The organism is Gordonia phthalatica (assembly GCF_001305675.1).
GTDB lineage: Bacteria > Actinomycetota > Actinomycetes > Mycobacteriales > Mycobacteriaceae > Gordonia > Gordonia phthalatica.
This window is the reverse complement of record NZ_CP011853.1, coordinates 341846-366477: the sequence shown is the minus strand read 5'-3', so window position 1 is coordinate 366477 and position 24632 is coordinate 341846. Positions and strand designations below refer to the sequence as shown.

At 69.2% G+C, this 24632-nt stretch carries 26 protein-coding genes and 3 tRNA genes; 12 read left to right on the top strand and 17 right to left on the bottom strand.

Annotated features, from left to right (window positions below):
* The first annotated feature begins 42 nt into the window (after positions 1-42).
* From ACH46_RS01660 to gluQRS, 3 genes are read left to right on the top strand one after another with little or no spacing between them, the layout of a single operon-like run.
* The gene (locus tag ACH46_RS01660) at positions 43-651 is read left to right on the top strand and encodes a PadR family transcriptional regulator (RefSeq protein WP_062391403.1); all 609 of its coding nucleotides are present in this window, start codon (positions 43-45) and stop codon (positions 649-651) included.
* On the top strand, positions 648-2156 hold the full coding sequence (locus tag ACH46_RS01655; protein WP_062391402.1) for an MFS transporter: 1509 nt from the start codon (positions 648-650) through the stop codon (positions 2154-2156). Before ACH46_RS01660 ends, ACH46_RS01655 begins: the two co-directional genes overlap by 4 nt.
* A gap of 2 nt (positions 2157-2158) precedes the next feature.
* Positions 2159-3076 (top strand): tRNA glutamyl-Q(34) synthetase GluQRS, encoded by a 918-nt coding sequence (gene gluQRS, locus ACH46_RS01650; protein ID WP_062391401.1) that lies wholly within the window; start codon positions 2159-2161, stop codon positions 3074-3076.
* A 50-nt stretch (positions 3077-3126) separates the two neighbouring features.
* On the opposite strand, the gene ACH46_RS01645 is transcribed toward gluQRS, so the two are convergent.
* The 5 genes from ACH46_RS01645 to tgt all read right to left on the bottom strand — a co-directional run bounded on the left by ACH46_RS01645 (position 3127) and on the right by tgt (position 8486).
* Positions 3127-3408, bottom strand: a complete 282-nt coding sequence (locus ACH46_RS01645; protein ID WP_062391400.1) for a muconolactone Delta-isomerase family protein — start codon at positions 3406-3408, stop codon at positions 3127-3129.
* 42 nt (positions 3409-3450) lie between these two features.
* Positions 3451-4563 (bottom strand): mandelate racemase/muconate lactonizing enzyme family protein, encoded by a 1113-nt coding sequence (locus tag ACH46_RS01640; protein WP_062391399.1) that lies wholly within the window; start codon positions 4561-4563, stop codon positions 3451-3453.
* Positions 4564-4604: 41 nt separating this feature from the next.
* Positions 4605-5480 carry a catechol 1,2-dioxygenase gene (gene catA / locus ACH46_RS01635; RefSeq protein WP_062391398.1) on the bottom strand — a complete coding sequence of 292 codons (876 nt, stop codon included), beginning with the start codon at positions 5478-5480 and terminating at the stop codon, positions 4605-4607.
* A gap of 62 nt (positions 5481-5542) precedes the next feature.
* Entirely contained in the window at positions 5543-7123 is a 1581-nt protein-coding gene (locus ACH46_RS01630) for an AAA family ATPase (protein WP_062391397.1), read from the bottom strand.
* A 115-nt stretch (positions 7124-7238) separates the two neighbouring features.
* Complete coding sequence (gene tgt, locus ACH46_RS01625) at positions 7239-8486, bottom strand: tRNA guanosine(34) transglycosylase Tgt (RefSeq protein WP_062391396.1); 1248 nt, start codon at positions 8484-8486, stop codon at positions 7239-7241.
* Between the two features lie 46 nt (positions 8487-8532).
* Between tgt and ACH46_RS01620 the strand changes: the two genes are divergently transcribed.
* Positions 8533-8991, top strand: a complete 459-nt coding sequence (locus ACH46_RS01620; protein ID WP_062391395.1) for a hypothetical protein — start codon at positions 8533-8535, stop codon at positions 8989-8991.
* Positions 8992-9049: 58 nt separating this feature from the next.
* On the opposite strand, the gene ACH46_RS01615 is transcribed toward ACH46_RS01620, so the two are convergent.
* The gene (locus ACH46_RS01615) at positions 9050-10366 is read right to left on the bottom strand and encodes a UDP-N-acetylmuramoyl-tripeptide--D-alanyl-D-alanine ligase (RefSeq protein WP_062391394.1); all 1317 of its coding nucleotides are present in this window, start codon (positions 10364-10366) and stop codon (positions 9050-9052) included.
* Positions 10367-10405: 39 nt separating this feature from the next.
* Between ACH46_RS01615 and ACH46_RS01610 the strand changes: the two genes are divergently transcribed.
* Positions 10406-11479: a D-alanine--D-alanine ligase family protein gene (locus ACH46_RS01610; protein ID WP_062391393.1), complete on the top strand. Its 1074-nt coding sequence runs from the start codon at positions 10406-10408 to the stop codon at positions 11477-11479.
* A 155-nt stretch (positions 11480-11634) separates the two neighbouring features.
* On the opposite strand, the gene ACH46_RS01605 is transcribed toward ACH46_RS01610, so the two are convergent.
* The 5 genes from ACH46_RS01605 to ACH46_RS01585 all read right to left on the bottom strand — a co-directional run bounded on the left by ACH46_RS01605 (position 11635) and on the right by ACH46_RS01585 (position 13627).
* Positions 11635-11838 carry a cold-shock protein gene (locus ACH46_RS01605; protein ID WP_062391392.1) on the bottom strand — a complete coding sequence of 68 codons (204 nt, stop codon included), beginning with the start codon at positions 11836-11838 and terminating at the stop codon, positions 11635-11637.
* A gap of 169 nt (positions 11839-12007) precedes the next feature.
* Positions 12008-12095 (bottom strand) — tRNA-Ser (locus tag ACH46_RS01600).
* A 67-nt stretch (positions 12096-12162) separates the two neighbouring features.
* The gene (locus ACH46_RS01595; RefSeq protein ID WP_335334157.1) at positions 12163-12504 is read right to left on the bottom strand and encodes a mannosyltransferase; all 342 of its coding nucleotides are present in this window, start codon (positions 12502-12504) and stop codon (positions 12163-12165) included.
* Positions 12505-12608: 104 nt separating this feature from the next.
* Positions 12609-13097 (bottom strand): nucleoside deaminase, encoded by a 489-nt coding sequence (locus ACH46_RS01590; protein ID WP_226995724.1) that lies wholly within the window; start codon positions 13095-13097, stop codon positions 12609-12611.
* A gap of 8 nt (positions 13098-13105) precedes the next feature.
* Entirely contained in the window at positions 13106-13627 is a 522-nt protein-coding gene (locus ACH46_RS01585; RefSeq protein ID WP_062394828.1) for a tRNA adenosine deaminase-associated protein, read from the bottom strand.
* 51 nt (positions 13628-13678) lie between these two features.
* Here ACH46_RS01585 and ACH46_RS01580 point away from each other — a divergent pair, with 51 nt between their 5' ends.
* On the top strand, positions 13679-14650 hold the full coding sequence (locus ACH46_RS01580) for a prephenate dehydrogenase (protein WP_062391391.1): 972 nt from the start codon (positions 13679-13681) through the stop codon (positions 14648-14650).
* Here the strand turns inward: ACH46_RS01580 and ACH46_RS01575 are convergent.
* The 4 genes from ACH46_RS01575 to ACH46_RS01560 form a co-directional block, all read right to left on the bottom strand.
* On the bottom strand, positions 14647-15243 hold the full coding sequence (locus ACH46_RS01575) for a putative glycolipid-binding domain-containing protein (RefSeq protein ID WP_062391390.1): 597 nt from the start codon (positions 15241-15243) through the stop codon (positions 14647-14649). The genes ACH46_RS01580 and ACH46_RS01575 overlap by 4 nt on opposite strands.
* Before the next feature lie 35 nt (positions 15244-15278).
* Positions 15279-15971: a hypothetical protein gene (locus tag ACH46_RS01570; protein ID WP_062391389.1), complete on the bottom strand. Its 693-nt coding sequence runs from the start codon at positions 15969-15971 to the stop codon at positions 15279-15281.
* An 81-nt stretch (positions 15972-16052) separates the two neighbouring features.
* The gene (pcaD, locus tag ACH46_RS01565; protein ID WP_062391388.1) at positions 16053-16820 is read right to left on the bottom strand and encodes a 3-oxoadipate enol-lactonase; all 768 of its coding nucleotides are present in this window, start codon (positions 16818-16820) and stop codon (positions 16053-16055) included.
* Positions 16817-18055 carry an acetyl-CoA C-acetyltransferase gene (locus ACH46_RS01560; RefSeq protein WP_062391387.1) on the bottom strand — a complete coding sequence of 413 codons (1239 nt, stop codon included), beginning with the start codon at positions 18053-18055 and terminating at the stop codon, positions 16817-16819. Before ACH46_RS01560 ends, pcaD begins: the two co-directional genes overlap by 4 nt.
* 77 nt (positions 18056-18132) lie before the next feature.
* On the opposite strand from ACH46_RS01560, the gene ACH46_RS01555 reads away from it, so the two are divergent.
* The 6 genes from ACH46_RS01555 (at position 18133) to ACH46_RS01530 (ending at position 24216) form a co-directional block, all read left to right on the top strand.
* Complete coding sequence (locus ACH46_RS01555) at positions 18133-19017, top strand: LysR substrate-binding domain-containing protein (RefSeq protein WP_062394826.1); 885 nt, start codon at positions 18133-18135, stop codon at positions 19015-19017.
* A 129-nt stretch (positions 19018-19146) separates the two neighbouring features.
* Positions 19147-20193 carry an ABC transporter substrate-binding protein gene (locus ACH46_RS01550; RefSeq protein WP_062391386.1) on the top strand — a complete coding sequence of 349 codons (1047 nt, stop codon included), beginning with the start codon at positions 19147-19149 and terminating at the stop codon, positions 20191-20193.
* Entirely contained in the window at positions 20190-21242 is a 1053-nt protein-coding gene (locus ACH46_RS01545; protein WP_062391385.1) for a FecCD family ABC transporter permease, read from the top strand. The genes ACH46_RS01550 and ACH46_RS01545 overlap by 4 nt, the downstream gene beginning before the upstream one ends.
* Positions 21239-22003, top strand: coding sequence for an ABC transporter ATP-binding protein (locus ACH46_RS01540; protein ID WP_062391384.1), 765 nt, complete (start codon positions 21239-21241; stop codon positions 22001-22003). The genes ACH46_RS01545 and ACH46_RS01540 overlap by 4 nt, the downstream gene beginning before the upstream one ends.
* Before the next feature lie 2 nt (positions 22004-22005).
* Positions 22006-23232 (top strand): MFS transporter, encoded by a 1227-nt coding sequence (locus tag ACH46_RS01535; RefSeq protein ID WP_226995723.1) that lies wholly within the window; start codon positions 22006-22008, stop codon positions 23230-23232.
* Between the two features lie 45 nt (positions 23233-23277).
* Positions 23278-24216 (top strand): hypothetical protein, encoded by a 939-nt coding sequence (locus ACH46_RS01530; RefSeq protein WP_062391383.1) that lies wholly within the window; start codon positions 23278-23280, stop codon positions 24214-24216.
* A 95-nt stretch (positions 24217-24311) separates the two neighbouring features.
* On the opposite strand, the gene ACH46_RS01525 is transcribed toward ACH46_RS01530, so the two are convergent.
* Positions 24312-24384: transfer RNA gene (locus tag ACH46_RS01525), tRNA-Arg, on the bottom strand.
* A gap of 57 nt (positions 24385-24441) precedes the next feature.
* A tRNA-Ser gene (locus tag ACH46_RS01520) sits at positions 24442-24530 on the bottom strand.
* Positions 24531-24632: the final 102 nt, after the last annotated feature.

The window sequence follows — 24632 nt, the reverse complement described above, 5'->3', positions numbered from 1 at the left end:
CAGGCATATAGTCCATGTGGACTATATGAACTGGAGTATTCGATGCCGACCACTTCGCCTCGCCTCACGCCGCTGGCCGTGATGGTCCTGGCGCTGCTGCGCGAGGACGACATGCACCCGTACGAGATGGTGCGGGTCCTGAAACGGCGGCGCGACGACCGGATGGTGTCGATCACCAACGGCACGCTGTACCACACGGTCGGGCGCCTGCACGAGCAGCAACTCGTCGTCGAGGTGGGCGTCGACCGCGAGGGGAATCGACCGGAGCGCACCACCTACTCGCTGACCGAGGCGGGGCGCGGCGCCGTCGTCGACTGGGTGCGGACGCAACTCCCGCAGAACACCCATCCCGACCGGTTCCGCGTCGCCCTGGCCGAGGCGCACAACCTGGACCGCACGGAGGTGATCAGTCTGCTCACGCAGCGGCGCGACGCCCTGACCGCCGATCTCGACACTCATCTCGCCGGGCTCGGCAGCGCCGCCGACCGCGGCGTCCCCGACCAGTTCCTCGTCGAGGTCGACCGTCAGCGGCACCTCATTCAGACCGACCTGGCGTGGACGGAGAACCTCCTCACCCGTCTCGCCGATCCCGCATTCGCCTGGGGCGTCACCGAAGACACGCCTCCCGACCCGTTGGGCCTGCACTCATGACATCTGACACCTCCACGAAGCCGAAGCTCCCCGAGAATCCCTGGCCCGCGCTGTGGGCGCTGGTCATCGGCTTCTTCATGGTCCTCGTCGACACGACCATCGTGTCGGTCGCGAACCCGGCCATCAAGACCGCGCTCGACCCCGACACCAACAACCTCGACAACGTCGTCTGGGTCACCAGCGCCTACCTGCTGACGTACGCGGTGCCGCTGCTGATCACCGGCCGCATGGGCGACCGCTTCGGCCCGCGCACCATGTACCTGATCGGCATCACGATCTTCACGCTCGCCTCGCTGGGCTGCGGTCTCTCGAACTCGCTCGCCATGTTGGTCGCGTTCCGCGCGATCCAGGGCCTCGGCGCCGCACTCGTCACCCCGCAGACCATGGCGGTCATCACCCGCACCTTCCCGCCGCATCAGCGCGGTGCCGCGATGGGCCTGTGGGGTTCGGTGGCCGGCGTCGCCATGCTGGTCGGACCACTGGCCGGCGGCCTGCTGGTCGACCACGCCGGGTGGGAGTGGATCTTCATCATCAACGTGCCGGTCGGCGTCATCGGTTTCGCCGCCGCCTGGAAGCTGGTACCGGCGCTGCCGACCCACCCGCACCGCTTCGACATGGTCGGCGTCGCGATGAGCACCGTCGCGATGTTCCTCATCGTCTTCGGCCTGCAGGAGGGCGAGAAGTACAGCTGGGACGCCACGATCTGGGCGATGGTCATCGGCGGCGTCGCCGTGATGGCGATCTTCCTCTGGCAGCAGTCGCGCACCAAGAGTGAACCGCTGGTGCCGCTCAGCCTGTTCCGCGACCGGAACTTCTCGATCTCCAACGCGGGCATCGCGGTGGTCGGCTTCGCCGTCACCAGCATGACGCTGCCGATGATGTTCTTCATCCAGGTGGCGCGCGGCCTGACCCCCACCGAATCGGCCCTGCTGCTGATCCCGATGGCCGTCCTCGCCGGTGTGCTCGCACCCCTCGCCGGCAAGCTCCTCGACCGCACGGATCCGCGCTTCCTGCTGGTCCCCGGCCTGGGCCTCTACAGCGCGACGCTGTTCTGGTACGCGACGATGATGAACGGCGACACCCCGATCCTCATGTTCCTGATCCCGTCGGCGCTGATGGGCATCGCGAACGCCGGCATGTGGGGGCCGCTCGCGACGACGGCCACGCGCAACCTGCCACTGCGCGACGCGGGGGCCGGCGCAGGCATCTACAACACCACCCGGCAGATCGGCTCGGTCCTCGGCTCGGCCGCCATCGCCGCCGCCATGCAGTCGCGGTTGGAGGCCAACATGCCCCCGGGCAGCGCCGACAAGGCCGCCGTCGGCACCGGGCATCTGCCGGAGTTCCTGGTGGATCCGTTCTCGACGGCCATGTCGCAGTCGATGCTCCTCCCCGCCGCCGTGATGCTGATCGGCGTGGTCGCCGTCGCGTTCATGGTCCGCCCGGACAGCACCAAGCCCGGCTACCTCCCGCCGGTCCCGAAGGGCGCCGACACTACCGTGTAGGCATGTCCTCCCCGAACGCTGTCTCCGGCCGGTTCGCGCCGTCGCCGTCGGGTGACCTGCACATCGGGAATCTGCGGACCGCGGTCCTCGCCTGGCTCTTCGCCAGGTCGACGGGCCGCGGTTTCGCGATGCGGATGGAAGACCTCGACCGCGCGAAGCCGGGAGCCGACCTGCGCCAGCTCGACGACCTCCGCGCGCTCGGCCTGTCCTGGGACGAGCCGGTGATCTACCAGTCCGATCGGCGAGACGTGTACCGGGCGGTGATCGACGAGATGGTGGACGCCGGAACCACCTTCGAGTGCTTCTGCACCCGCCGCGAGATCCTCGAGGCGCCGAGCGCACCGCACGCCCCGCAGGGTGCCTATCCCGGAACCTGCCGGGATCTGACGGAGGCGCAGCGCGCGGAGCGGCGTGCCGAGCGACCTGCTGCGATCCGTCTGAGGGCCCGTGCCTCGTCGTTCACCGTGCACGACGTGCTGCACGGGGACGTGTCGGGCGACGTCGACGACTTCGTCCTGGTCCGCAACGACGGCACGCCCGCCTACAACCTCGTCGTGGTGGTCGACGACGCCGCATCCGGGATCGACCAGGTGGTCCGCGGCGACGATCTGCTGACGTCCGCGCCGCGCCAGGCCTATCTGGCGACGCTGCTCGGGCACCGCCCGCCCGAGTACGCGCACGTCCCGATGGTCCTGAACCGCGACGGCGCCCGACTCGCCAAGCGCGACGGCGCGGTCACGATGGCCGACCTCGCCGGTCAGGGCGTCGACGCCGGCGGCGTGCTGTCGATGATCGCGACGTCGCTCGGGATGGCGGACGCCGGCGAACCCGTCACGATGACGGATTTGCTGGAGCGTTTCGATCCGGCACGACTGCCGACGAAGCCGTGGGTGTTCGAGCCGCGGCCCGCTGACGGCTGAGCGAAGCCGCGCCCCAGCGGACGTCAGGGGTTTCGACTCGCTTCGCTCGCTCAACCAGCGGAAGGGGCCAGCAGCGCGATGTCCGACGGATGCGTCGCGAGGGCGGTGACCTCGCAGGTCATCCACTTGAACAGCGGCAGGCCCCAGAGGATCTCGTGGAGGCGGTCGTTGTCGGCGACGTCGAAGATCGAGATGTTCGAGTACTCGCCGACGCAGCGCCAGATGTGCGCCCACTCGCCGCCGCGCTGGAGTTCCTGACTGTAGGCCTTCTCCGTCGCGATGGTCTCGGCGAGGACGTCAGGGTCGATCCCGTCGGGAATCGCGACGTCCATGCGTACGGCGTAAAGAGGCATTGTTCTCGAGGACCTTTCGGGTCAGTTGTCGGTGCGGTAGTGGGCGAGCTTGTCCGGGTCGACGGTGACGCCGATGCCGGGGCCGGTGGGCGCGGTGAGGCACCCGTCGATGATCTCGAGCGGTTCGGTGAGCAGGTCGTCGGACATGTCGAGGAAGTTGGAGAGCTCCCCCGCCCGACCGCTGGTGGCCTCGTGCGCCGCGCCGAACGCGACGGTGCACGCGGTGCCGAGCTGACCGTCGATCTGGTTGCCCATCACCACCTCGACGCCCAATCCGGTGGCGAGATGCAGGATCTCCTCGGAACCGCTGAAGCCGGAGCGCGCGGTCTTGATGGAGATCGCGGTGGCCGACCCGCCGAGCAGTTCGCGCGTCACCTCGGCCGGCGTCGTCACCGACTCGTCGGCGATGAACGGGACCGAGCAGTGGTTCACCAGCCAGCGGCGCCCGAGGACGTCGTCGGCCGGACACAGCTCCTCGGCCAGCGTGAGGCCGCAGTCCGACAGCTGCTCGAGGGCTCGGGCGGCCTCCGACGGCGACCAGCCGCGGTTGCCGTCCATGTACAGCTCGGCCTTGTCGCCGAGCGTCTGCCGCAGGGCGCGGACCACCTCGACGTCGGCGTCGATCGGCCGACGACCGACCTTCACCTTGAACGTGGAGATCCCGTAGACGTCACGCATCTTGTTCGCCTCGGCGACCATCGCCTCGGGGGTGTCGAAGCCGAGCATGTGGCTGACGCGGAGCTTGTCGGTGAAGCCGCCGAGGAGGCGGTGCACCGGCATCGACCACGCCTGCCCGAGGACGTCCCAGATCGCCATGTCGATCGCCGCCTTCGCGACCGGGTTGCCGACGGTCCGATGCAACCGCTTGCGCATCACGTCGCGCCGGTCGGCGTCGACGCCGACGATCTGTGGCGCGAAGATCGACTCGATCACCGCGATGACCCCGGCCTGCGTCTCGCCGTACGTGAACGGGCGCGGCGGCGCGTCCGCCGTGCCGACGAGACCGCCTCGGGTGTGGACGCGGATCAACACGTGCTCCGCGTGCGACACCTCTCCCGACGCGAAGCGCAGCGGCTTCCGGTACGGGATGGAGTACGGGATCGCCTCGACGGCGGTGATCTCGAGATCGCTCATGACTGTGCCCGTCTACTTCTCGGGGTTCTCCTCTGCAGGCTCTACTTCTCGGGGTCGAGGACGAAGTCGTAGTCGGTGACGAAGCCTTCGGCGTTCGGGTTGTCCTGCGGATCGAGCATCAGCTCGGGCTTCACGGCGGAGGCGATGTCGTCGCCGTTGTGCGGGTCGCCCGGGAAGTACAGCTGGGTGGTGATGAGCTCGTGGCCCGGCGCCGACACCTTGAAGTGCAGGTGCGCCGGACGCCAGGCGTGCCAGCCGGCGGCGGCGATCAGCTGGCCGCACGCGCCCTCGGTCGGGATCTGGTAAGGCGCGGGACGCAGGGTGTGGATCTCGAAGCGGCCCTCGTCGTCGGCGATCCAGGTGCCGCGGAGGTTCCACTCGGGCAGGCCGGGGGCGAACTGCGAGTAGAAGCCGAGGTCGTCGGCGTGCCACAGCTCCAGCTGGGCTCCGCCGAGCGGACGGCCGTCGACGGCACGGACCTGGCCCTGGAAGACCAGCGGCGTGCCGGGCTCGTCGTCGCGCATCGGGATGGTGCCGTTCCACGGGAGTTCCGGGGCGTTCGGGATGTAGTACGGGCCCTCGATGGTGCCCTTGCTGCCCTCGCGGTGCTCGCTGGCGACCTCTTCGACGGAGTGCTCGAGCCACACGTCGAGGAACAGCGGCCATTCGCCGTCCTCACCGACCTTGATCAGCCACGCCTTGAGCGCGTTGTACTCCTCGTAGCTGACCTTCTCGTCGAGCACGATGTCGTTGATCGACTTGATGACCTTGGACGCGAGCAGGTCGACGCGCGCGGTGTCGACGACGCCGGAACGACCGGCCGCGGCGGCCATGCGCTCGCGGAACTGAGCCGAGGCGTTGGCGCCGGAGTCGGCGGCCTTGGCGGTGACCTCTGAAGTGAAGCTGGTCTCGGTCATGGGGTGCTTCTTTCTCTCTGGGGATGGAGTGCCGGCGTGGGCTGTCGGCGGGATCGGGGTTTCTATCGTTCGTTCGGCGGAACGAAGCGGAGGCCGCGGAAGCGGGCGCTGCCCGCGAACACCTCGGTGCTGAGTTCGACGCCGCGGTGGGCCGCCATGCGCAGCGCCAGACGGAGCAGCATCTTGATGTCGCGCGGGGTGATCTCCGGGAAGCCGGCGACGAGTTCGTCGAGGAGGCTCTCGCTCAGGTCGACGCCGTTGCCGTCGGCCAGGATCTGCCAGATCCGGCGGGCGGAGTCGCCGTCGGGGACGTGGTACTCGATGACCGCGGCGCAGCGCGCGAGGATGGCCTCGTCGACGCCGTGGACCCGGTTCGTGGTCAGGAACAGCAGGCCGTCGTAGTACTCGAGGGTGCGGAGGAACTCGGCGACGATCGCGTTCTGACCGAGGTCGAAGCCGCGTTCGGCGACGAAGACGTCGGCCTCGTCGAGCAGCAGGACTGCCTCCCAGCGCTTGGCGCGGTCGAAGATGATCTCCAGATTCTTGCGGACCAGTTCGGGTGTGATGCCGAGGGATCCGGAGTGGATCGAGTAGAGCGGGCGTCCGATGACCTCGGCGTACACCTCGGCGGTCAGCGTCTTGCCAACGCCCGGCCGACCCTTCGCGAGGATGACGTTGCCCGCCGACTTGCCGTCGATGATGTCGCCGGTGAAGACGGAGATGTCGGTGGTGAGGATGTCGAGGAGTTCGCCGTGCTCGGGCGGCAGCACCAACTTGTTCTGGAGGTCGCGGTCGTAGCGGTAGGGCTCCAGGTCGCCGGTGTTGACGTCGAGGAAGTCCTGCGCGGCGAGGTCGAAGACGCGGACGGCGGTGATCACCGGGACGGGGCCGAACTCGTCGGCGGGCCACAGCGGCGACGCCGCGACACCGCGCAGCGGGGCGATCTCGTCGGGGGCGACATCGTGCACCATCTTCCGACCGCTCCGCGCGTTGGGCGAGCGGTAGTCGTCGGTGCGCAGCGCGCGTCCGGTGTACAGGAACTGCTTCCCGAAACCGTCGTCGATGACGGTCTGGAAGGCGGCTCTCCGTGCCTGGTACTCGGCACGAAGAGCCGCGGTCTCCTTGTAGGCGCCGCCCGCGGTGAGGATGTCGGCGGGCGTCTTGCCGACCACTTCGGTCTCGTCGAAGTACAGGATGCGGGGCGCGCGGGACGGCCGTTTGACGGTCGGATTGTCGGCCTCGGCGGTGATCTTGATGCGGGCGCTGCGCGTGCGATCGGCGTGCTCCATCACGATGCCGGTCACCAGGTATGGGTGCAGGTAGCCGTCGGACTCGCGGACGTAGAGCCAGCCGTCGATCATGTCCCGCTGCAGGAAGGTTCGCAGGATCTCGACGGCGGCGTCGATGTGCGGGACGGGAGCGAAGTCGCCGCTGCGCGCCGCGCGGACCGCGGACACGGCGCGCGCGAAGCTGTGGTCGCCCGCCAGGTCGGCGGTGGTCGCGAGGTCGGCGAGCGCGAGATCGGTGAGATCTCGTTCGGCGACGGCGATCTCGGCCGACCGCCAGTTCTCCGCCTGATGCCGCGCGAGCTCCAGGTCGCCGGAGGTCGTGGCCAGAACGACGGCCGTCGGTGCCACCAGCATGCCCAGTTCCTCTCCACGTCGATGTGTGCGTTACGGATCACACTATCGGCGCGAATAGGAATAGGAAATTACTTAGTTGATGCCCATTAAGACGATACGAATATATGACTGCGGGCTATCGGCTCCCCGCGTAATACCGGGCCAGGAAGTCGTCGCGGTAATCGAAGTAGTTGCCGTCCTCGATCGCCTTGCGGGCGCGGTCGACGAGGGTCACGGTGAACGACAGGTTGTGCAGGGTCGCGAGCGTGGATGCGAGGCCCTCCTTCGCCTTGAACAGGTGGTGGAGGTAAGCCCGTGTGTACTGCGTCGAATAGTTGTCGAGCTCCTCGTCGAGGGGCCGGAAGTCGTTGCGGTACTTGCGGTTGGTGATGTTGTAGCGGCCGTCGAAGGAGTAGATGGCGCCGTTGCGCGCCACCCGGGTCGGCGACACGCAGTCGAAGGTGTCGGCGCCGTTCTCGATAGCGGTGAAGATGTCGTCGGGTTCGCTGATGCCGAGCAGGTGGCGGGGCGCGTCGTCGGGCAGTTCGTCGGTGACCCACCCGACGATGGTGCCGAGGTTCGACTTCTCCAGCGCACCCCCGATGCCGTAGCCGCCGAAGCCCTTGCCGCCGTTCTCGCGGTCGATGCGGCTCAGTTCGACGAGGTCGCGAGTGGCCTTGCGGCGCAGGTCCTCGTACTGCGCGCCCTGGATGACGCCCCACAGCGCCTGCTGCGGACGATGCGCCCGCTCCTGCGACAGCCGGTTGTGTTCGGCGAGGCAGCGGATGGCCCACTGGCGGGTTCGTTCCAGCGACGACTCCTGGTAGCCACGGGTGTTCATCAGCGTGGTGAGCTCGTCGAACGCGAAGATGATGTCGGCGCCCAACTGGTGCTGGATCTGCATCGACACCTCCGGCGTGAACCGGTGCTTGGAACCGTCGAGGTGCGATTTGAAGGTGACGCCGTCGTCGTCGACGTTGGCGAGCCGTTCCTTGCCCTCGGCCACCTTGTGGTCGTCCTCCGGGCCGACGGCCTCCATCGAGATGACCTTCTTGAAGCCGACGCCGAGCGACATCACCTGGAAGCCGCCGCTGTCGGTGTACGTGGGGCCGGGCCAGTTCATGAACCGCCCCAGCCCGCCGGCCTCGTCGACGATCTCCGGGCCGGGCTGCAGGTACAGGTGGTAGGCATTGGCCAGAACGGCCTGCGCTCCGAGCGCCGCGACCGATTCCGGCAGCACCGTCTTCACCGTCGCCTTGGTGCCGACGGGAACGAATGCGGGCGTCTGGATCTCACCGTGCGGGGTGCTGATGGTTCCGGTACGACCGGCCGTTCCATCGAGGGTCGCGCGCGGCGTGAAGAGGCTGGAAGTCACGGCCGCCATTGTCCCAGCAGTGTGCGTGACCGCTCAAATTCGTTAGCGTTGAACCATGACTCGCACGATGAAACTGGCCGCGACCGTCCTCTTCGGCGCCTCGATCGCCCTCGCCGGGACCGCCTGCGGTTCAGAGAACGAAGCCGCATCACCCGGTGCCGACACCGCCGCATCGGAGGTCTCGACGCCCGCCACCAACGATCCCAGCGTCCCCGTGGTGCCCGGCCCGAAGCCCAAGACCACCACCTCCGACGAGCCAACCGAGACGGTCTCCGCCGACGGCAACAAGACCTGCGGCGCCACCAAGGGACCCGACGGCGCTCTCTACATTCACATCGTCGAAGGCAACCTGACCTGCGACGTCGCGAAGAGCATCGCCAAGGAGTACGGCCCGCTGATCGCCACCGGCGCTCCGCAGACCGTGTCCGGCTGGGACTGCGGCCCCTCCACCACCGCGGGCGAGATGGCGCGCTGCACCAAGGACGGCTCGGCCTTCGCCCTGATGGTTCAGTAGCCGACTGGGCTCAGGAGTCCGCTCAGCTCAGCGCGGCGGCTCAGCTCAGTGCGTCCGATCAGCTCAGCGCGTCGGCGACCCGTTCCAGAGCGGCGACGCGGCTGCCCTTGATCAGGACCGCGTCGCCCTCGCCGAGCTCACCGAGCGCGGCGACGGCGGCGTCGATCCCGGAGACATGCGTCACGCCGTCTCCGTAGGCGGGCTCGTCGACCGCGATCACGGTGACGCCCAGCGCCGCAGCCTGCTCCGCGACCCCGCGATGCGCGGCGTCACTGTCGGCCCCGAGTTCGGCCATGGTGCCGAGCACCGCGAACCGGCGGCGCGCGTCGATCCGGGCGAGCGCCGACAGGCCCGCGCCCATCGACGTCGGGTTGGCGTTGTACGAGTCGTTGATGATCGTCGCGCCCGCCGCCGTGGTGCTCATCTCCATGCGCAGCCCGGACAGGTCGGCGCCGAGCAGCCCTTCGGCGATCTTCTCGATCGGCACGCCGACGCCGCCACCGGCCGCGGCCGCGGCCAGCGCATTACCCACCTGGTGCTCGCCGCGGGCGCCGAGCCGCACGGCGGTCGTGCCCCACGGGGTGTGCAGGGTGAAGCTCGCGCGGAGCTCGTCGTCGAGCACGATGTCGGTCGCCCGCACGTCGGCGCCCTCGGCGATGCCGTAGGTCAGGACCCGCGCGGTGGTGCGCGGCGCCATGGCGGCGACGATCGGGTGGTCGGCGTTCAACACGGCGAGGCCGTCGGCCGGCAGTGATTCGACGAGCTCGCCCTTCGCCTTCGCGATGTTCTCGAAGCTGCCGAACATCTCCAGGTGCACTGCTTCGACGCGGGTCAGGACACCGACGTTCGGCGACGCGATGGAGCACAGCTGCGCGATGTGGCCGACACCGCGCGCCCCCATCTCCAGGACGACGGCCTCGGTGTCGTCGGGCGCGCCGAGCAGGGTCAGCGGCAGACCGAGCTCGTTGTTGAACGACTTCTCGCTGGCCGCGGTGCGGAACGTGGTCGCGAGGACGCCGGCGAGGAGGTCCTTGGTGGAGGTCTTGCCGACCGATCCGGTGACGCCCACAACGCTGCCGGGCAGCCCTGCACGCACGTGCCGACCGATATCGGCGAGTGCTTCGGCGGTGTCCGCGACCTGCACCGCGGTGGCCGCGACGGCGGGATCGGGCGTCCGGTCGGTGAGGTAGACGGGGGCTCCGGCAGCCACGGCCGACGGGATGAAGTCGTGGCCGTCGCGCGCGGCGACGATCGGCACGAACAGCTGTCCGGGTCGGGCGGTTCGCGAGTCGATGCTCGCGGAATCGACCGTGACATCCGGTCCGTGGAGGGTTCCGCCTGTCGCGGCGGCTATCTGGCTGGCAAGGAGACGCACGACAAACAACGCTACAAGCAAGGACGTATCGTTGCACCCATGAGCACCCCCCTCATCCGGCTCGTTGTCCTCTACGGCGGCGTATCCGCCGAACACGATGTCTCCCGCGTGAGCGCCGCACATGTGCTGGCCGCCGCGGATCGTTCCAAGTACCGCCTGATTCCCGTGGGCATCGACAAGCGCGGCGTGTGGCATCGCAACGACGCGTTGGCCGAGGACCTCGCCGCGGGCGCCGAGCTCCCGAACAGCCTCGAGATCGACGGCCCGGTCGTCGACCCGCATGCCGTTCTGCGCGGCTCCGCCGACGACCTGACCGTCGTCTTCCCGCTCCTGCACGGACCGCACGGTGAGGACGGCACCGTCCAGGGCATGCTCGAGCTGTTCAAGCTCCCGTACGTCGGTTGCGGCGTGCTGTCGTCGTCGCTGTGCATGGACAAGGCCATGGCCAAGGAGGTCGCCGCCCGCGCAGGCATCCCGCAGTGCAAGTGGCTCACGTTCCGCGACGGAATCACCGACGCCCGCCAGATCCTCACCGACGTCACCGAGCAGTTGGGCTTCCCCGCCTTCGTCAAGCCCGCGAACATGGGTTCGTCGGTCGGCGTGAGTCGCGTCGAGAGCATCGAAGAGCTCGACTCCGCCATCAACCTGGCACTGCGGTACGACGACGTCATCGTCATCGAGGAGGGCGTCGACGGCCGCGAGGTGGAGGTGGCCGTCCTCGGCAACACCGCCCCCGACGCGTCGCTCCCCGGCGAGGTGAAGCCCGGCAGCGACTTCTACGACTACGAGGACAAGTACGTCACCGGCTCCGCCGAGTTGATGATCCCCGCGCCCCTGTCCGACGAGGCGATCGCCTCCGTCCGCGAGCACGCCGTCGACGCCTTCGTCGCCCTCCGCTGTGCGGGCATGGCGCGCGTCGACTTCTTCTACGAGGAGGGCGGCCGCGGCTGGCTCCTCAACGAGGTCAACACGATTCCCGGCTTCACCCCCGCGTCGATGTACCCGAAGATGTGGGAGGCCACCGGCATCGCCTACTCCGACCTCATCGACCGCCTCGTGACCCTCGCGCTGGAGGTCCACCGTCGGCGGAGTTCGTTCTCGACGGAGCACTGACCGCTCGACCCCGGACACACCGAAGATTTCGGCCCCCGAATCCATCTCTCAGATGGATTCGGGGGCCGAAATCTGCACGGCTTCCGCATCAGCCCGCGATCAAGGTCGAAAAGAGCCCGCGCCGATCCGGCGCGGGCTCCTTCGAGAGAGTGCGATCAGAGACCGCTGACGTTGACCGCCTGCGGACCCTTCGGCCCCTGCTCGGTGGTGAACTCAACCCGCTGGTTCTCGTCCAGGTTACGGAAGCCGTTACCGGAGATCGCGGAGTAATGGACGAAGACGTCGGCCCCTCCGTCGTCGGGAGCGATGAAGCCGAAGCCCTTCTCGCCGTTGAACCATTTGACGGTTCCTTGTGCCATGCTTTGGTACTGCTTTCTTTCAGTGGGCGGAGGCAAAATCTGCGTACCCGCTGCACCAGGGTTTCACATCTGAATCGATCCTGCGACTCGGTCTTCAGCCGCTCGATCGGGGATGACCACGCGGAATTGGAAAAGGCCCTGACCTGCATCTGCAAGTCAGGGCCCTCGGCGGTGGCGGAGGGATTTGAACCCTCGGTACGGGGTTACCGCACACAGCATTTCGAGTGCTGCACCTTCGGCCGCTCGGACACGCCACCGCGGAAAACTGTACCGCAGTGGATCATCAGTGCGAAATCGGCTGGTCAGCGCCTATTTCGATGTGGTTCAGCGACCGGACAGCTTGGCGGCGATCTCGTCGATCTTGGTCTTGGCGGCGCCGACCGCGTTCACCACGTTCTCGTTGGCCGCGAACTCGCCGATCTTCTCCTTGGCCGTGCCGACGACGCCGACGACGTGCTCGTTGTTCGCGACCTCGCTGAACTTGCCCTTCGCGGTGTCGACCGCGCCGGCGACGTTCTCGTTGGCGGCGATCTCGGTCAGCTTGGCCTTGGCGTTCGCCACGGCGCCGGTCACCTGCTCGCTGGTCGCGAACTCGTCGACCTTGCGCGCGAAGGTGTCGACCACTTCGCTGATCTTGTCCATCGGATCCGACATGTTGTTCCCCAATTCTCGAGCCTACGGGCGGACGACTTCTACCTCTTTGAGGCTGCCACAGGAACCGCCCGACGGCGAGGGGTGAAGGGCCTCGAAACCCGATATCCGGGCAGAGTTCAGGGTTGTCCCCGACGGTCGGCGAAGAAGTCGCGGACCAGGGCGGCGCATTCGGCTTCGCGGACACCGGCGAGCACCTCGGGCCGGTGGACCTGACGCGGATCGCGGAGCACGTCCCACAGCGATCCGACGGCGCCGGTCTTGGGCTCCCACGCGCCGAACACGACGCGGGAGATCCGGGCCAGGCCGATCGCACCGGCGCACATGACGCAGGGCTCCACGGTGACGACCAGGGTGCAGTCCGACAGCCGCCAGCCAGCGCCATGCACGGCCGTCGCGGCGCGGAGAGCGAGGATCTCGGCGTGGGCGGTGGGGTCGCCGTCCGCCTCCCGGCGATTGGCGGCGCGCGCGATCTCCGTCCCGTCGGGACCGAAGACGACGGCACCGATCGGGACGTCGTCGACCGGGGCGGTGCGGGCGGCGTCGAGGGCCGCCGACATCATCGCGGCGGCCTCGTCGTCGACCCCTCCCCGGTCCGGACGCGGCATCGGCGCGGTCAGCGACCGAGCTTGTCGAGCACGGCCGACAGTTCGTCGGCGAACCCGAGCCGCGCCGCGACCATGCCGAGTTGCTCATCGGCGTAGAGGTCGGTGTCGCCGACGATGATGCTCAACACGGCGTCGGGCAGGCCGAGGTCGGCGAGGATCGCGAGGTCGCCCTCCTCCCACGGGTCGACGTCGTCGAGCTCGTCGGGATCGATGTCGGGGATGTCGACGTGCAAGGCGTCGAGGGCGTCGGCGGCGACGTCGTAGTCGATGGCGGCCGTCGCGTCCGACAGCAGCAGCTGCGCGCCCGACGGAGACGGCCGGATGATGATGAAGAACTCGTCGTCCACGTCCAGCAGACCGAACAGGGCGCCCGCCGCACGCAGCTCACGGAGCTGCAGTTCTGCGTCGTCGAGACTGTCGAGGGCCGACGGCTTCAACGCCGACACCTTCCACCCGGTCTCCTCGCGGACCACTGCCACCGCAAAACCATCGACATCGTCGTAATCGCTCTGCGCACCGGGCTTCGCCATGACCGCCACGGTAGCCGCTTTTCTGGACTCTCCCAAGTCGAATCCGGACTGATGTGCCACGCTGAAACCGTGTCTGCACCAGCATCTCGTCCCGTGTGTGTACTCGGCCTCGGTCTGATCGGCGGCTCGCTCCTGCGACGCCTCGCCGACACCGGCGTCCGGGCCTTCGGATACAACCGCGGGGCGGCCACGGTCGACGCCGCCGCGGCCGCCGGGTACGCGGCCTCCGGTGACCTGCACGCAACCCTCCGCCAGGCTGCCGAGCAGGACGCGATCATCGTCCTGGCGACCCCGTTCACCGCCCTGACGGCGATGGTCGAGGCGGTCCGCGACACCGCGCCCGCCTGCCTGCTGACCGACGTCGTCAGCGTCAAGGAGGAGGTCGCGTGCCTCGTCGAACGGATTCATCCGAACGGCCGGTACGTGGGCGGCCATCCGATGGCGGGCACGTCGCACTCGGGGTGGGCCGCCACCGACCCGTCCCTGTTCGAGGGCGCCATGTGGATGGTGACCACGCACGACGACACCGCGGCCGACGACTGGCTGGCGGTCGCCGGGATCGCGCGCGCAGCGGGCGCCTACGTGGTGCCCGCGGCGAACGACGCGCACGATCGCGCCGCCGCCGCCATCTCGCACAACCCGCATCTGACCGCGGCCGTGACCGCGGCGGTCGGCGCGGGCGAGAGCGACCTGGCCCTCCGGTTGGCGGCGGGCAGCTTCCGCGATGGAACGCGCGTCGCGGGAACCGCGCCCGAACTGCAGCGGGCGATGCTCGAGGCCAACTCGATCTCCCTGCTCAACACGTTGAGCGAGACCATCGACCGACTCGTCGCCGCCCGCGACGCGCTGCGCGATCACGGCAGCGTGTCGGTGCTGGTGGAGGCGGGTCACCGCGCCCGCCTCAAGTACGAGGCGATCGCGGGCGCCGATCCGGAACCGATCACCGGGGTGCGCATCGGCGACGACGGCTGGCAGGAGCACCTGCGGAAGCAGGCGCACCAGGCGAAGGTGTGGGTCGGCTAGATCAGCGTCGCGACGCCGACGTACTCGCTGACCACACCGCGGTCGCCGATGACGACGTCGGCGGGACCGTCCGGTCCGGTGACGCGGACCCGACGACCACCGAGGTCCTCGTAGCTCATCGACACCGAATCGATCTCGCAGTCGGGCAGCCGCAGGGCGACGACGGGGACGTCGTCGCGGCGATCGCCCTCGACGATGCCGAACCGCCTGATCGGGAGGCCCTTGAAGAACGGAGACAGCGCGAGGTCGACTACCTCAGCGCCGTCGAAGTCGCTGCGCACGGTGCTGACGGGCGTCTGAACCATCCAGCGGCCGTCCATGTCGCGGCTGATGTCGAGGGAGCTCTCACCGCCGGCGCGGAGCAGTCGCACCGACAGCCTGCGGGTGATGCCGCTCTCGGTGGTGACGAACTCGTACGACGCCGAGTAGGCCTCGGTGTCGGCGGTCGCGGCGGCGACGATGCGCCCGTAGGCGCGGACACGGGTGCCGCTGAGGTTGAGTCGGACCTGTTCCAGTCGCCCACCGTCGGCATCGCGCCAGGTGAGCATGGTCTTCACATCGGCATCCGCCGACGACGCATCGAAGGTGTTCACGGCGTCTACGGTAGTCGGAATCGGTGCCCCGCGGATCAGCCGCGGAACTGACAGGTGAGCATGCCGGTGGTCGACGAGGCACCCGTGGACTGCGTGACGACCGTCTTCCCGTCGACGGTGATGGTGCAGGTCGCGGGTTCGTCGCTGGAGAGGATCACGCTGACGCGCAGCAGTTTGCTCTGGCTGCCGCGAATCGTCTGCTTCCAGGTGCCGGACTCGTTGCGTGCGATCTGCACGCGGTCGCCCGCGAAGTACAGGATGGTCGCGGGGCCGGACTCCACTTCGTAGACGACGGTCGCGGTGCCGGATCGGCCCGGCTGATCGTCGGCTTCCGGGTCGCGCGGGACCGACGACTGCGGTTGCTTCGGCAACTCCTTGAGGTAGGGGTCGTCGGTGGACTGGGTGGCGGGCGGATCCGCGCGGTTCGTCGGCGCGTCGTCGGTGCCGCCGCCGAGCCATTTGAAGCCGACGGCGACGATCAGCACCAGCACGACCGTCGCGGCGAGGCCGATCGCCAGGTTCCATCGACCGTCCGGCTCGGGTGCGGGCGGAGGCGGAGCGGGCGGGGGCGGCGGTTCGACGACCGGCGGAGGTCCGGCGAGGACGCGCTCGCGGTCGTCGTAGGTGAACAGGGGCGCGCCGGCATCGCTGTAGCCCAGGGGCGGGTACACCTGGCCGACGGCGAGCGGCGGCCGGTATCCCGGCACCTGCTGCGTTGACCGGTCCACCACTGTTTCCCTCCGAACGATTGCCTCGGGTTCGATGGTGCCAGAATCGGCGCGTGCCGCGCACCGCGGCCGGGACGTCCGCTACCCGAGCAGGTGCTCGAGGAGGGCCGGGGTCACGATCTGCGGTTGCTGCGCCGGCGCGAGGTGGGCGGCGTCGGGAACCACGAGCAGCCGACCGTCGGCGACGTTCTCGGCGATCACCCGCAGGACCTCCGGTCCGGTCGCGGTGTCGTCGGCACCGGCGATCGCGAGGGCCGGAGCCGTGATGGACGGTAGGTCGGCGACCTGGTCCATGGTGGCGATGGCCTCGCAGCATCCGGCGTATCCCTCGGCGGGCGTCGCGGCGACCATCGCCTCGTAGTACGCCTTGCGATCCGGATTCGTCTCCAGGTAGCCGGGAGCGAACCAGCGGCCGACGACAGCCTCCGCGATCGGTCCGACACCGGTCTGCCGGACCGCTGCCGCGCGGTCGGCGTACGACGCGGCATTGCCCAGCACGGCGCCGGTGCACAGCAACGCCAGCCGGTTCACCCGGCCCGGATCACGGACCGCGAGTCGCATGCCGGTCATGCCGCCGAGGGACAGCCCGACGAAATGGGCACGTTCGATGCCGAGTCCGTCGAGGAGTGCGACGACGTCGTCGGCGAGGTCGTCGATCGTGTACGGCCCGTCCGGGACCGGGCTGCCGCCGTGGCCGCGGGTGTCGTAGCGGACGACGAGGAAGTGTTCGGCGAGCGCGTCGGCCTGCGCGTCCCACATCCGGTGTGTGGAGCCCAGCGAGTTCGAGAGGACCACCGCGGGGTTCTGCGGGTCGCCGGTGACGATCGCGTGGACGTCGACGGCGCTCATCGGACGGACTCGAAGACGCCGGCGAGGCCCTGGCCTCCGCCGATGCACATGGTGACGAGGACGTTCTTCGCCTGCCGGCGGCGCGCCTCGTGCGCGGCGGTGACGACCAGCCGGGCACCGGTGGCGCCGATCGGGTGGCCGAGCGAGATGCCGGAGCCGTTGGGGTTCAGCCGCGGGTCGTCCGCGCCGATCCCCCATTCGGCGAGGACGGCGAGGACCTGTGCGGCGAAGGCCTCGTTGAGTTCGATCAGGTCGAGGTCGTCGAGGGTGAGGCCGGCGCGGCCGAGCGCCTTGGCGGTGGCGCCAACCGGGCCGAGACCCATCTCCGACGGCTCGCAGCCCGCGACTGCCCACGAGCGCAGCGCGAGCATCGGATCCAGTCCGCGACGCTCTGCGTCGGCGAGGGTGGTGACGACCATCATCGCGGCGCCGTCGTTCTGACCGGAGGCGTTGCCCGCGGTGACGGTGGACGCCGGGTCGATCCTCTGCCGGACCGGACGCAGACGGCCCAGCGACTCGACGGTGGTGCCGGGGCGGGGGTGCTCGTCGGTGTCGACGACGACGTCGGGCTGCTTGCGTCCGCCGGGGGCGGTGACGGGGACGATCTCGTCGGCGAAGCGGCCGGTCGCGATGGCATCGAGAGCGCGGCGGTGCGACTCCGCGGACAGCGCGTCCTGGGCCTCGCGGGTGAGCCCGTACTTGGCACGGAGGTTCTCGGCGGTCTCGATCATGCCGCCGGGCACCGGATGCGAGTCGCCGCCGGCGGTGAGGCGGCCGCGGTCGAGGCGGTCGCGGAGTTCGACGCCGCCCTGGCCGGTTCCGCTGCGGATGCCGAGGACGTAGTGCTCCACGTTGGACATCGACTCGGCGCCGCCCGCGACCACCAGATCCGCGCCGCCGCTGGCGATGTGGGCGGCGCCGGAGAGGACGGCCTGCAGCCCGGAGCCGCAGCGGCGGTCGATCTGGGTGCCGGGGACGCCGACCCCGAGCCCGGCGTCGAGGGCCGCGATCCGCCCGAGCGCTGGCGACTCGCCGTTCGGGTAGCCCTGCCCCAGGATGACGTCGTCGATGTCGTTCTCGCCGAGCCCCGTCCGCGACGCGAGTTCGCAGAGCAGGTCGGTGGCCAGGCGGTTCACCGTCAGATTCTTCAGCGCGCCTCCCATGCGCCCAACCGGCGTGCGGAGGGGTGAGCAGATCACGATGTCGGAGCCGGAGAGTCCTGCGGAAGATGCCATGGTTTCAACAGTAGGAACCGAAATCCATACGGTGAAGTACACATTTCACCAGGACTGACATCGGTAAAGTATCAATGGTGGAACTCCGACACCTCCGGTATTTTCGCGTCGTCGCCGAGGAACTGCACTTCCGACGTGCCGCCGAACGCCTGCAGATGGCGCAGCCCCCGCTGTCGGCGCAGATCAAACAGTTGGAGCACGAGCTCGGCTTCGACCTGTTCACCCGCACCACCCGCCAAGTGGAGTTGACCGCCGCGGGCGCCGTCTACCTGGACCGGGTCCGGGAGATCCTCGACGCCGTCGACGCCGCAGGACACCAGGCGCAGCGGGTGGCCGACGGTGCCGCGGGGTCCCTGTCGATCGGCTGCGTCGGCTCGGCCACCTACTCCATCTTCCCGCGCCTCATCCGCGCCCTCCGCGACGAACTCCCCGGCGTCGACTTCAGCGTGCGCGGCGAGATGCTGGTGCCCGCCCAGCTGGCCGCGCTCGACGCCGGCGCCATCGACCTCGCGCTCCTGCGTCCGCCGATCACCGATCCGCGCGTGGTGGTCGAACCGGTGCGCAGCGACCGGCTGATCGCACTGGTCCCCGACAGTCATCCGTTCGCCGACCGAGCCGTCGTCGACCTCGCCGCGCTGAGCGACGACGACTTCATCGTCCACGCCGGACACGGCACGTCGATGCTGAACGGGCTGATCGTCGAGATGTGCGCGGACGCGGGCTACGTTCCGCGGATCCGTCACGAGGTGGCCGAGACCTCGACCCTCGTCACGCTGGTCGCCGCAGGTCTCGGCGTGGCCGTGGTCCCGGAACCGACCGAGGCGCTCGCCATCGCCGGCGTCAGTTACGTTCCCCTGGAACCGGAGACGTCGATCGAGTTGGCCGCGGCGTGGATCGCCACGCCCGCGTCGCCGCTCGTGCACCGCGCTGTGCAGGTGCTGCGGCGCATCGCCCGAGAGTGACGAACGTCGGAGAGTCCGATTCGCAAGGTGCAGGTCACTCCGTTTCCCATTCACTCGAAAAGGTAAGCCTTAGCTGAATGCGGATGCCCGACCGGCGTCCGCATTCGACTGTGAAGAGTCAGGAACCCCATGTCACTGCGCACACGTCTGGCCGGATCGGTCGTCGTCGCACTGTTGGCCGTCAGCGGACTCGCCGCGTGCAGCGAGTCCGAGAAGGTCGACGACGCCACCGCCGTCGCCGCCGGTGAGGGCACCACGTCGTATCCGCTGACCGTCGAGAACTGCGGCACGTCGCAGACCTTCACCCAGGCGCCGAAGCGCGTGGTCTCCCTGGACCAGGGCTCCACCGAGATCCTCCTGTCGCTGGGACTGGCCGATCGCATCGTGGGCACCGCGTCGTGGACCGACCCGATCCGCGAGAACCTCGCCGAGGCCAACGCGACCGTGAAGCGCCTGGCCGACAACGCGCCGACCTACGAGGTCGTGATGGGCACCAACCCGGATTTCGTGACCGCGTCGTTCGGTCGCCACTTCAAGAAGGAGGGCGGTGTCGCGACCCGCGACCGTCTCACCGAGACCGGCGTGGAGAGCTTCCTCTCGCCCACCGACTGTGAGGACGGCCGCTCGATCAACGGCGGCGGCACCCGCACCCGCCCGCTGACCATCGACTCGCTGTACCAGGAGATCACCGAGCTCGCGAAGATCTTCGACGTCCCCGAGCGCGGCCAGAAGCTGGTCGACGACCTGAAGTCCCGCACCGCAGCCGCCACCGCCGAGGTCAAGAAGGACGGCCGCACCATCGCGTTCTGGTTCGCCGACACCAAGACCCCGTACTTCGCGGGCGGCCTCGCGTCGGCCCAGTTGATCGCCACGACAGTCGGCACGAAGAACGTCTTCTCCGACGTCGCCGACGACTGGCCCGCCACCACGTGGAGCGCCGTCGTCCAGCGGAACCCGCAGGTCCTGGTCCTCGGCGACCTCGCCCGCAACCGCTTCCCCGGCGACAAGCTCGCCGACAAGAAGGCGTTCCTCGCGAACGACCCGGTCACCAAGGTGATGCCCGCGGTGCAGAAGCAGCAGTACGTGGCTCTGCACGGCGCCGAGATGAACCCGTCGATCCGCACGGTCGGCGGCATCGAGAAGCTCGCCGACTGGCTCGCCAATAATCCGGCGTGACGGCGACACTCTCCCGGTCCGGCCCCGCGGCATCGTCGCGGGGCCGGACCGCGTCGTTGCTGGTCGCGGGCCTGATCGGCCTGCTGGTGTCGATCCTGGCCGCGACCGCGCTCGGCAGCGAGGGCATCTCGCTGGTCAACGTCCGCGACATCCTCACCAATCATCTGCACCTGACCGACATCACCGTCTTCCCGTACAAGGAGGTGATCGTCTGGGAGGACCGGATGCCGCGGTCGGTGGTCGCCGCGGCCGTCGGCGGCGGGCTCGCGGTGTGCGGCGTGATCCTGCAGTCGCTGCTGCGTAATCCGCTCGCCGATCCGTTCCTCCTCGGCATCTCCTCGGGCGCGTCGACCGGCGCCGTGATCGTCGGCATCCTCGGCCTCGGCAGCGCCGCCATCGGGCTCTCGGGCGGTGCCTTCATCGGCGCGCTGGTCGCGTTCGGCGCGGTCCTGTTCCTCGCGAAGGTCGCGGGCGGCAGCACCGATCGGGTGATCCTCGCCGGCGTCGCGATGACCCAGCTGTTCTCGGCGCTCACCTCATTCGTCATCTTCGCGTTCGCCGACTCCGACGAGACCCGCGGCGTCATGTTCTGGCTCCTCGGCTCCCTCGAAGGCGTCCGGTGGGACGACGCGCGGCTGACCGCGGTGGTCGCCGTCATCGGTCTCGCCGGCTGCTGGGCCGCGGCCCACGCGCTCGACGCCTTCACCTTCGGCGACGAGGTGGCCGCGTCGCTCGGCATCCCGGTGGCCCGTGTCCGGGCGGCCATGCTGGTCCTGACCGCGCTCCTGACCGCAGCGCTCGTCAGCGTCGCAGGCGCCGTCGGCTTCGTGGGTCTGGTCCTGCCGCACGCCGCCCGCTTCCTCGTCGGCCCGGGGCACGGCCGGCTGGTGCCGGTCAGCGCCCTGCTCGGCGCGATCTTCCTGGTGTGGGTCGACGCCCTCTCCCGCGTGGCCTTCCATCCCACCCCGCTCCCGTTGGGCGTCGGCACCGCGCTCATCGGCGTGCCCGCGTTCATCGCGATCATGTTCTCGAGGAGGAGCCGCGCATGACCCTCCACGCCGATCGCGTCACCTGGAACCGGAGCGGCAACCTGGTCGTCGACGGGGTGAGCGTCCATCCCGTACAGGGCGAGACCATCGGGTTGCTGGGCCCGAACGGGTCGGGGAAGTCGTCGCTCATCCGACTGCTGGCCGGGTTCGCGAAACCGACGTCGGGCGACGTCGGCCTCGACGGCCAGGACCTCTCCACCCTTCGACGCCGCGACATCGCCCGCGCCGTCGCGGTCGTGTCGCAGCACGCCGACACCGACGTCGACGTCAGCGTCGCGGAGGTGGTCCGTCTGGGCCGCATCCCGCATCGCGGTGCGTTCGGCGGCGACCGCACCGCCGACGACCGCGCCGTCGCCGCCGCTCTCGAACACACCGGGCTCACCGACAAGACCGACCGGCTGTGGCACCAGCTGTCCGGCGGTGAACGACAGCGCGTCCAGATCGCCCGCGCATTGGCCCAGGAGCCGCGCGAGCTGCTGCTCGACGAGCCGACCAACCATCTCGACACCCATCACCAGTTGGAGTTGATGACGCTGGTGACCCGGCTCCCGATCACGTCGATCGTCGCGATCCACGACCTGAACCTGGCGGCGATGTTCTGCGACCGGGTGATGGTGATGCGTCAGGGTCGCCTGGTCGCCGCGGGCACTCCGCGCGAGGTGCTGACGCCGGAGCTGATCGCGGACGTCTACCGGGTGCGCGCCGAGGTGCGCGGCGACGACGGCCTCACGATTCGGTTTCTCCCGATCGACGCGGACTGATCGTGGCGTTCCGACGGCCCCGACTGCTGTCCAGCTTCCTCGAGGCGACGCCGGTCGTCCGACTGCTGGTGCTGACGCAGTTGGCGTTCAACGTCGGCTTCTTCATGGTGCTGCCGTACCTGTCGGTGCACCTGAGCTCCGACCTCGGGCAGGCGACGGCGGTCGTCGGAGCCGTCCTCGGCCTGCGGACGGTGTCGCAGCAGGGCCTGTTCTTCGTCGGCGGCGCGATCGCCGACCGGATCGGCACCCGGCCCACCGTCCTCACCGGTTGCGCCGTCCGCGTCGCCGGGCTGCTCATGCTGGGACTGTCCCCGTCGATCGTCGGTGTCTCCGTGGGCGCGGCGTTGACCGGTTTCGCCGGCGCCCTGTTCTCGCCCGCCGTCGAGGCGGCGCTCGCCCGCAGCACCGCCGCCCCTGGCGGCGGAACCAGTCGGCTCGACGGCTTCGCCCTGTTCAACGCGTTCGGTCAGATCGGCGCGTTCACCGGCCCGCTGATCGGCGCCGTCCTGCTGGGGACGAACTTCGCGGTCGTCGCGGTGACCGGTGCCGCCGTCTTCGACCTCGTCGGCCTCGCGCACGCACGGTGGCTCCCCGCGGACCCTCCCGAGCATCGTGAACAACGGCTCGTCGCCGGATGGTCGGAGATCGTCCGCAACCGCGCCTTCCTCGGCTTCGCGCTGGTGATGAGTGTGCAGCTCATCGCCTACAACCAGCTGTATCTGCTGCTGCCGCTGGAGTTGGAGCGTGGCTGGGGCAGTCAGGCTCCGCTCGGTGTGCTGATGGCGGCGTCGTCGGCCGCGATCGTTCTCGGGCAGTTGCGGATCGCGGACTGGGCCGGCGGGCTCTCGGTGCGGACGGCGCTCGCCTCCGGGCTGGTCCTCACCGGGCTGGGTTTCGCCGCAGCAGCGGCGGGCGCGGCGATCGGCACCGCCGCCGTCATCGCGGGCACCACCGGCTTCGTCCTGCTTCTCGCGGTGGGACAGATGATCATCGGACCGACCGCACGCGCCGCGATTCCCGGGCTGGCCCGCGAGCGCTTCCTCGGCTCGTACTACGGGGTCTACGCCTCCGTCGGCGGCGTGATGGTCCTGCCGGCGTCGTCGCTGCTGGGCATCGTGGTCGACGCCGCCCCCGACTCCCCGCTCGGCCGCGCCGCGCCGTGGCTGGTGATGGTCGCGGTGATGCTGGCGGCCGCCACGGTGATGCGCGTAGCGGCACACCGTCGTTGATGCCGAGTGCTCGGCCAGAGGTGATTGACTGACACCATGCCTCCGATGACCGCCGATCAACTGCTCGACGGTCCGCGCGGGCGGCGGCTGGTGTTCGAGTTCGCCGTCGACGCCGGGTCGCGCTCACTGCAGACCGCCGCCCAGCTGCGCAGCACTCCGGTTCCGGCGGCGCGGCCCGAATCAGTGCTCAGCGCCTTCGACTACTCCGTCTGCTCCGCCCAGTACTGGCAGGTCGGCGACGGCACCGCGCAGATGTTGGCCGCCGGTGATCTGACGGACGCACTGCGCCCGTTCGCGGAGTCGATCGTCGCCTCGACGTCGACGGCGTGGTGGTTCACCGACTACGCCGCCGACGACCAGGTCGAGGTCTCTGCCTCCTGTCCTGATTCGTACAACGGACCGGTCCGGCCGCTCGCCGACCTGGCCGCGCGTGCCCGCACGAACGAGATCGCGAGCGGCCGAAGGGACCGGGACACGAGCAACGTCTCAGGGATCTGGTGGTCGACCCCCTGGCTCGCCACCGACACCATCCGGAGCGGGGACGATCTCGGGCTTCGACTCGACCTCGTCGAGGACTCCGGCGGGTGGGAGTCCATCTGGACTTGCGCGATCCGGGTCGCGAGCGATGCACGCGTCCTCGAAGTCCATGCGCCGACCGACTGGGCTCGGCTCTGTCGGGATCACCCGTTCGAGATCACGCACACCGTCGGGCCCGACTGGCGGCGTGTGACGGGGATGGAGACGAGGTGGGTGATGCCGAACTGGGAGTCGGTCGCGGCGAAGTACGACGGCATCCACCTCAGCGTCGCGGGATACCTGACGTCGGCGACGCGAGCGATCGCGGTCGATGACGACGTCCACACGATGATCGCCGGCTGGCGACCGGACGGCACCGCCTGGCTGACCGACGACGCTGTGACGACCGCGGGCGACTGGCAGGAGTGGCGTCGGGATCCCGACACGCGACAGTGGAGACGAGTCTGAGATCACACGACGGTGCCAAGCCGGCACCCCCGACGAGAGACACGGGCCGAACGAGAAACGCAGGCCAGAAACATGTTCTGACCTGCGTCTTCTTGTGCGCCCGAAGGGATTCGAACCCCTAACCTTCTGATCCGTAGTCAGATGCTCTATCCGTTGAGCTACGGGCGCGTAGTGGATCTTGCGATCCGCACATCTTCAGTTATACCGGGCACGTGACCCAGTCGGCGGAGACGAGAGGATTTGAACCTCCGGTTCCATTTTCATAGAACAACTCATTAGCAGTGAGTCCCATTCGGCCGCTCTGGCACGTCTCCCTGGTGGAGTCCTTTTCGAACCGCCGGGGCAAAACATTACACAGGGTGAACAGAAGTATGCAAATCAGTGGCCGGTTGCCCCATGCACCGCAGGTCAGACGT

Bases quoted from the DNA above. Each gene is read 5' to 3' on its own strand.
- ACH46_RS01560 (WP_062391387.1), bottom strand. From the start codon at position 18,055: ATGGCATCTTCCGCAGGACTCTCCGGCTCCGACATCGTGATCTGCTCA.
- gluQRS (WP_062391401.1), top strand. From the start codon at position 2,159: ATGTCCTCCCCGAACGCTGTCTCCGGCCGGTTCGCGCCGTCGCCGTCG.
- ACH46_RS01590 (WP_226995724.1), bottom strand. From the start codon at position 13,097: ATGCCGCGTCCGGACCGGGGAGGGGTCGACGACGAGGCCGCCGCGATG.
- ACH46_RS01605 (WP_062391392.1), bottom strand. From the start codon at position 11,838: ATGGCACAAGGAACCGTCAAATGGTTCAACGGCGAGAAGGGCTTCGGC.
- ACH46_RS01585 (WP_062394828.1), bottom strand. From the start codon at position 13,627: ATGGCGAAGCCCGGTGCGCAGAGCGATTACGACGATGTCGATGGTTTT.
- ACH46_RS01645 (WP_062391400.1), bottom strand. From the start codon at position 3,408: ATGGACGTCGCGATTCCCGACGGGATCGACCCTGACGTCCTCGCCGAG.
- ACH46_RS01550 (WP_062391386.1), top strand. From the start codon at position 19,147: ATGTCACTGCGCACACGTCTGGCCGGATCGGTCGTCGTCGCACTGTTG.
- ACH46_RS01530 (WP_062391383.1), top strand. From the start codon at position 23,278: ATGACCGCCGATCAACTGCTCGACGGTCCGCGCGGGCGGCGGCTGGTG.
- ACH46_RS01630 (WP_062391397.1), bottom strand. From the start codon at position 7,123: ATGCTGGTGGCACCGACGGCCGTCGTTCTGGCCACGACCTCCGGCGAC.
- ACH46_RS01540 (WP_062391384.1), top strand. From the start codon at position 21,239: ATGACCCTCCACGCCGATCGCGTCACCTGGAACCGGAGCGGCAACCTG.
- ACH46_RS01640 (WP_062391399.1), bottom strand. From the start codon at position 4,563: ATGAGCGATCTCGAGATCACCGCCGTCGAGGCGATCCCGTACTCCATC.
- tgt (WP_062391396.1), bottom strand. From the start codon at position 8,486: ATGGCGGCCGTGACTTCCAGCCTCTTCACGCCGCGCGCGACCCTCGAT.
- ACH46_RS01655 (WP_062391402.1), top strand. From the start codon at position 648: ATGACATCTGACACCTCCACGAAGCCGAAGCTCCCCGAGAATCCCTGG.
- ACH46_RS01660 (WP_062391403.1), top strand. From the start codon at position 43: ATGCCGACCACTTCGCCTCGCCTCACGCCGCTGGCCGTGATGGTCCTG.
- ACH46_RS01610 (WP_062391393.1), top strand. From the start codon at position 10,406: ATGAGCACCCCCCTCATCCGGCTCGTTGTCCTCTACGGCGGCGTATCC.
- ACH46_RS01580 (WP_062391391.1), top strand. From the start codon at position 13,679: ATGTGCCACGCTGAAACCGTGTCTGCACCAGCATCTCGTCCCGTGTGT.
- catA (WP_062391398.1), bottom strand. From the start codon at position 5,480: ATGACCGAGACCAGCTTCACTTCAGAGGTCACCGCCAAGGCCGCCGAC.
- ACH46_RS01620 (WP_062391395.1), top strand. From the start codon at position 8,533: ATGACTCGCACGATGAAACTGGCCGCGACCGTCCTCTTCGGCGCCTCG.
- pcaD (WP_062391388.1), bottom strand. From the start codon at position 16,820: ATGAGCGCCGTCGACGTCCACGCGATCGTCACCGGCGACCCGCAGAAC.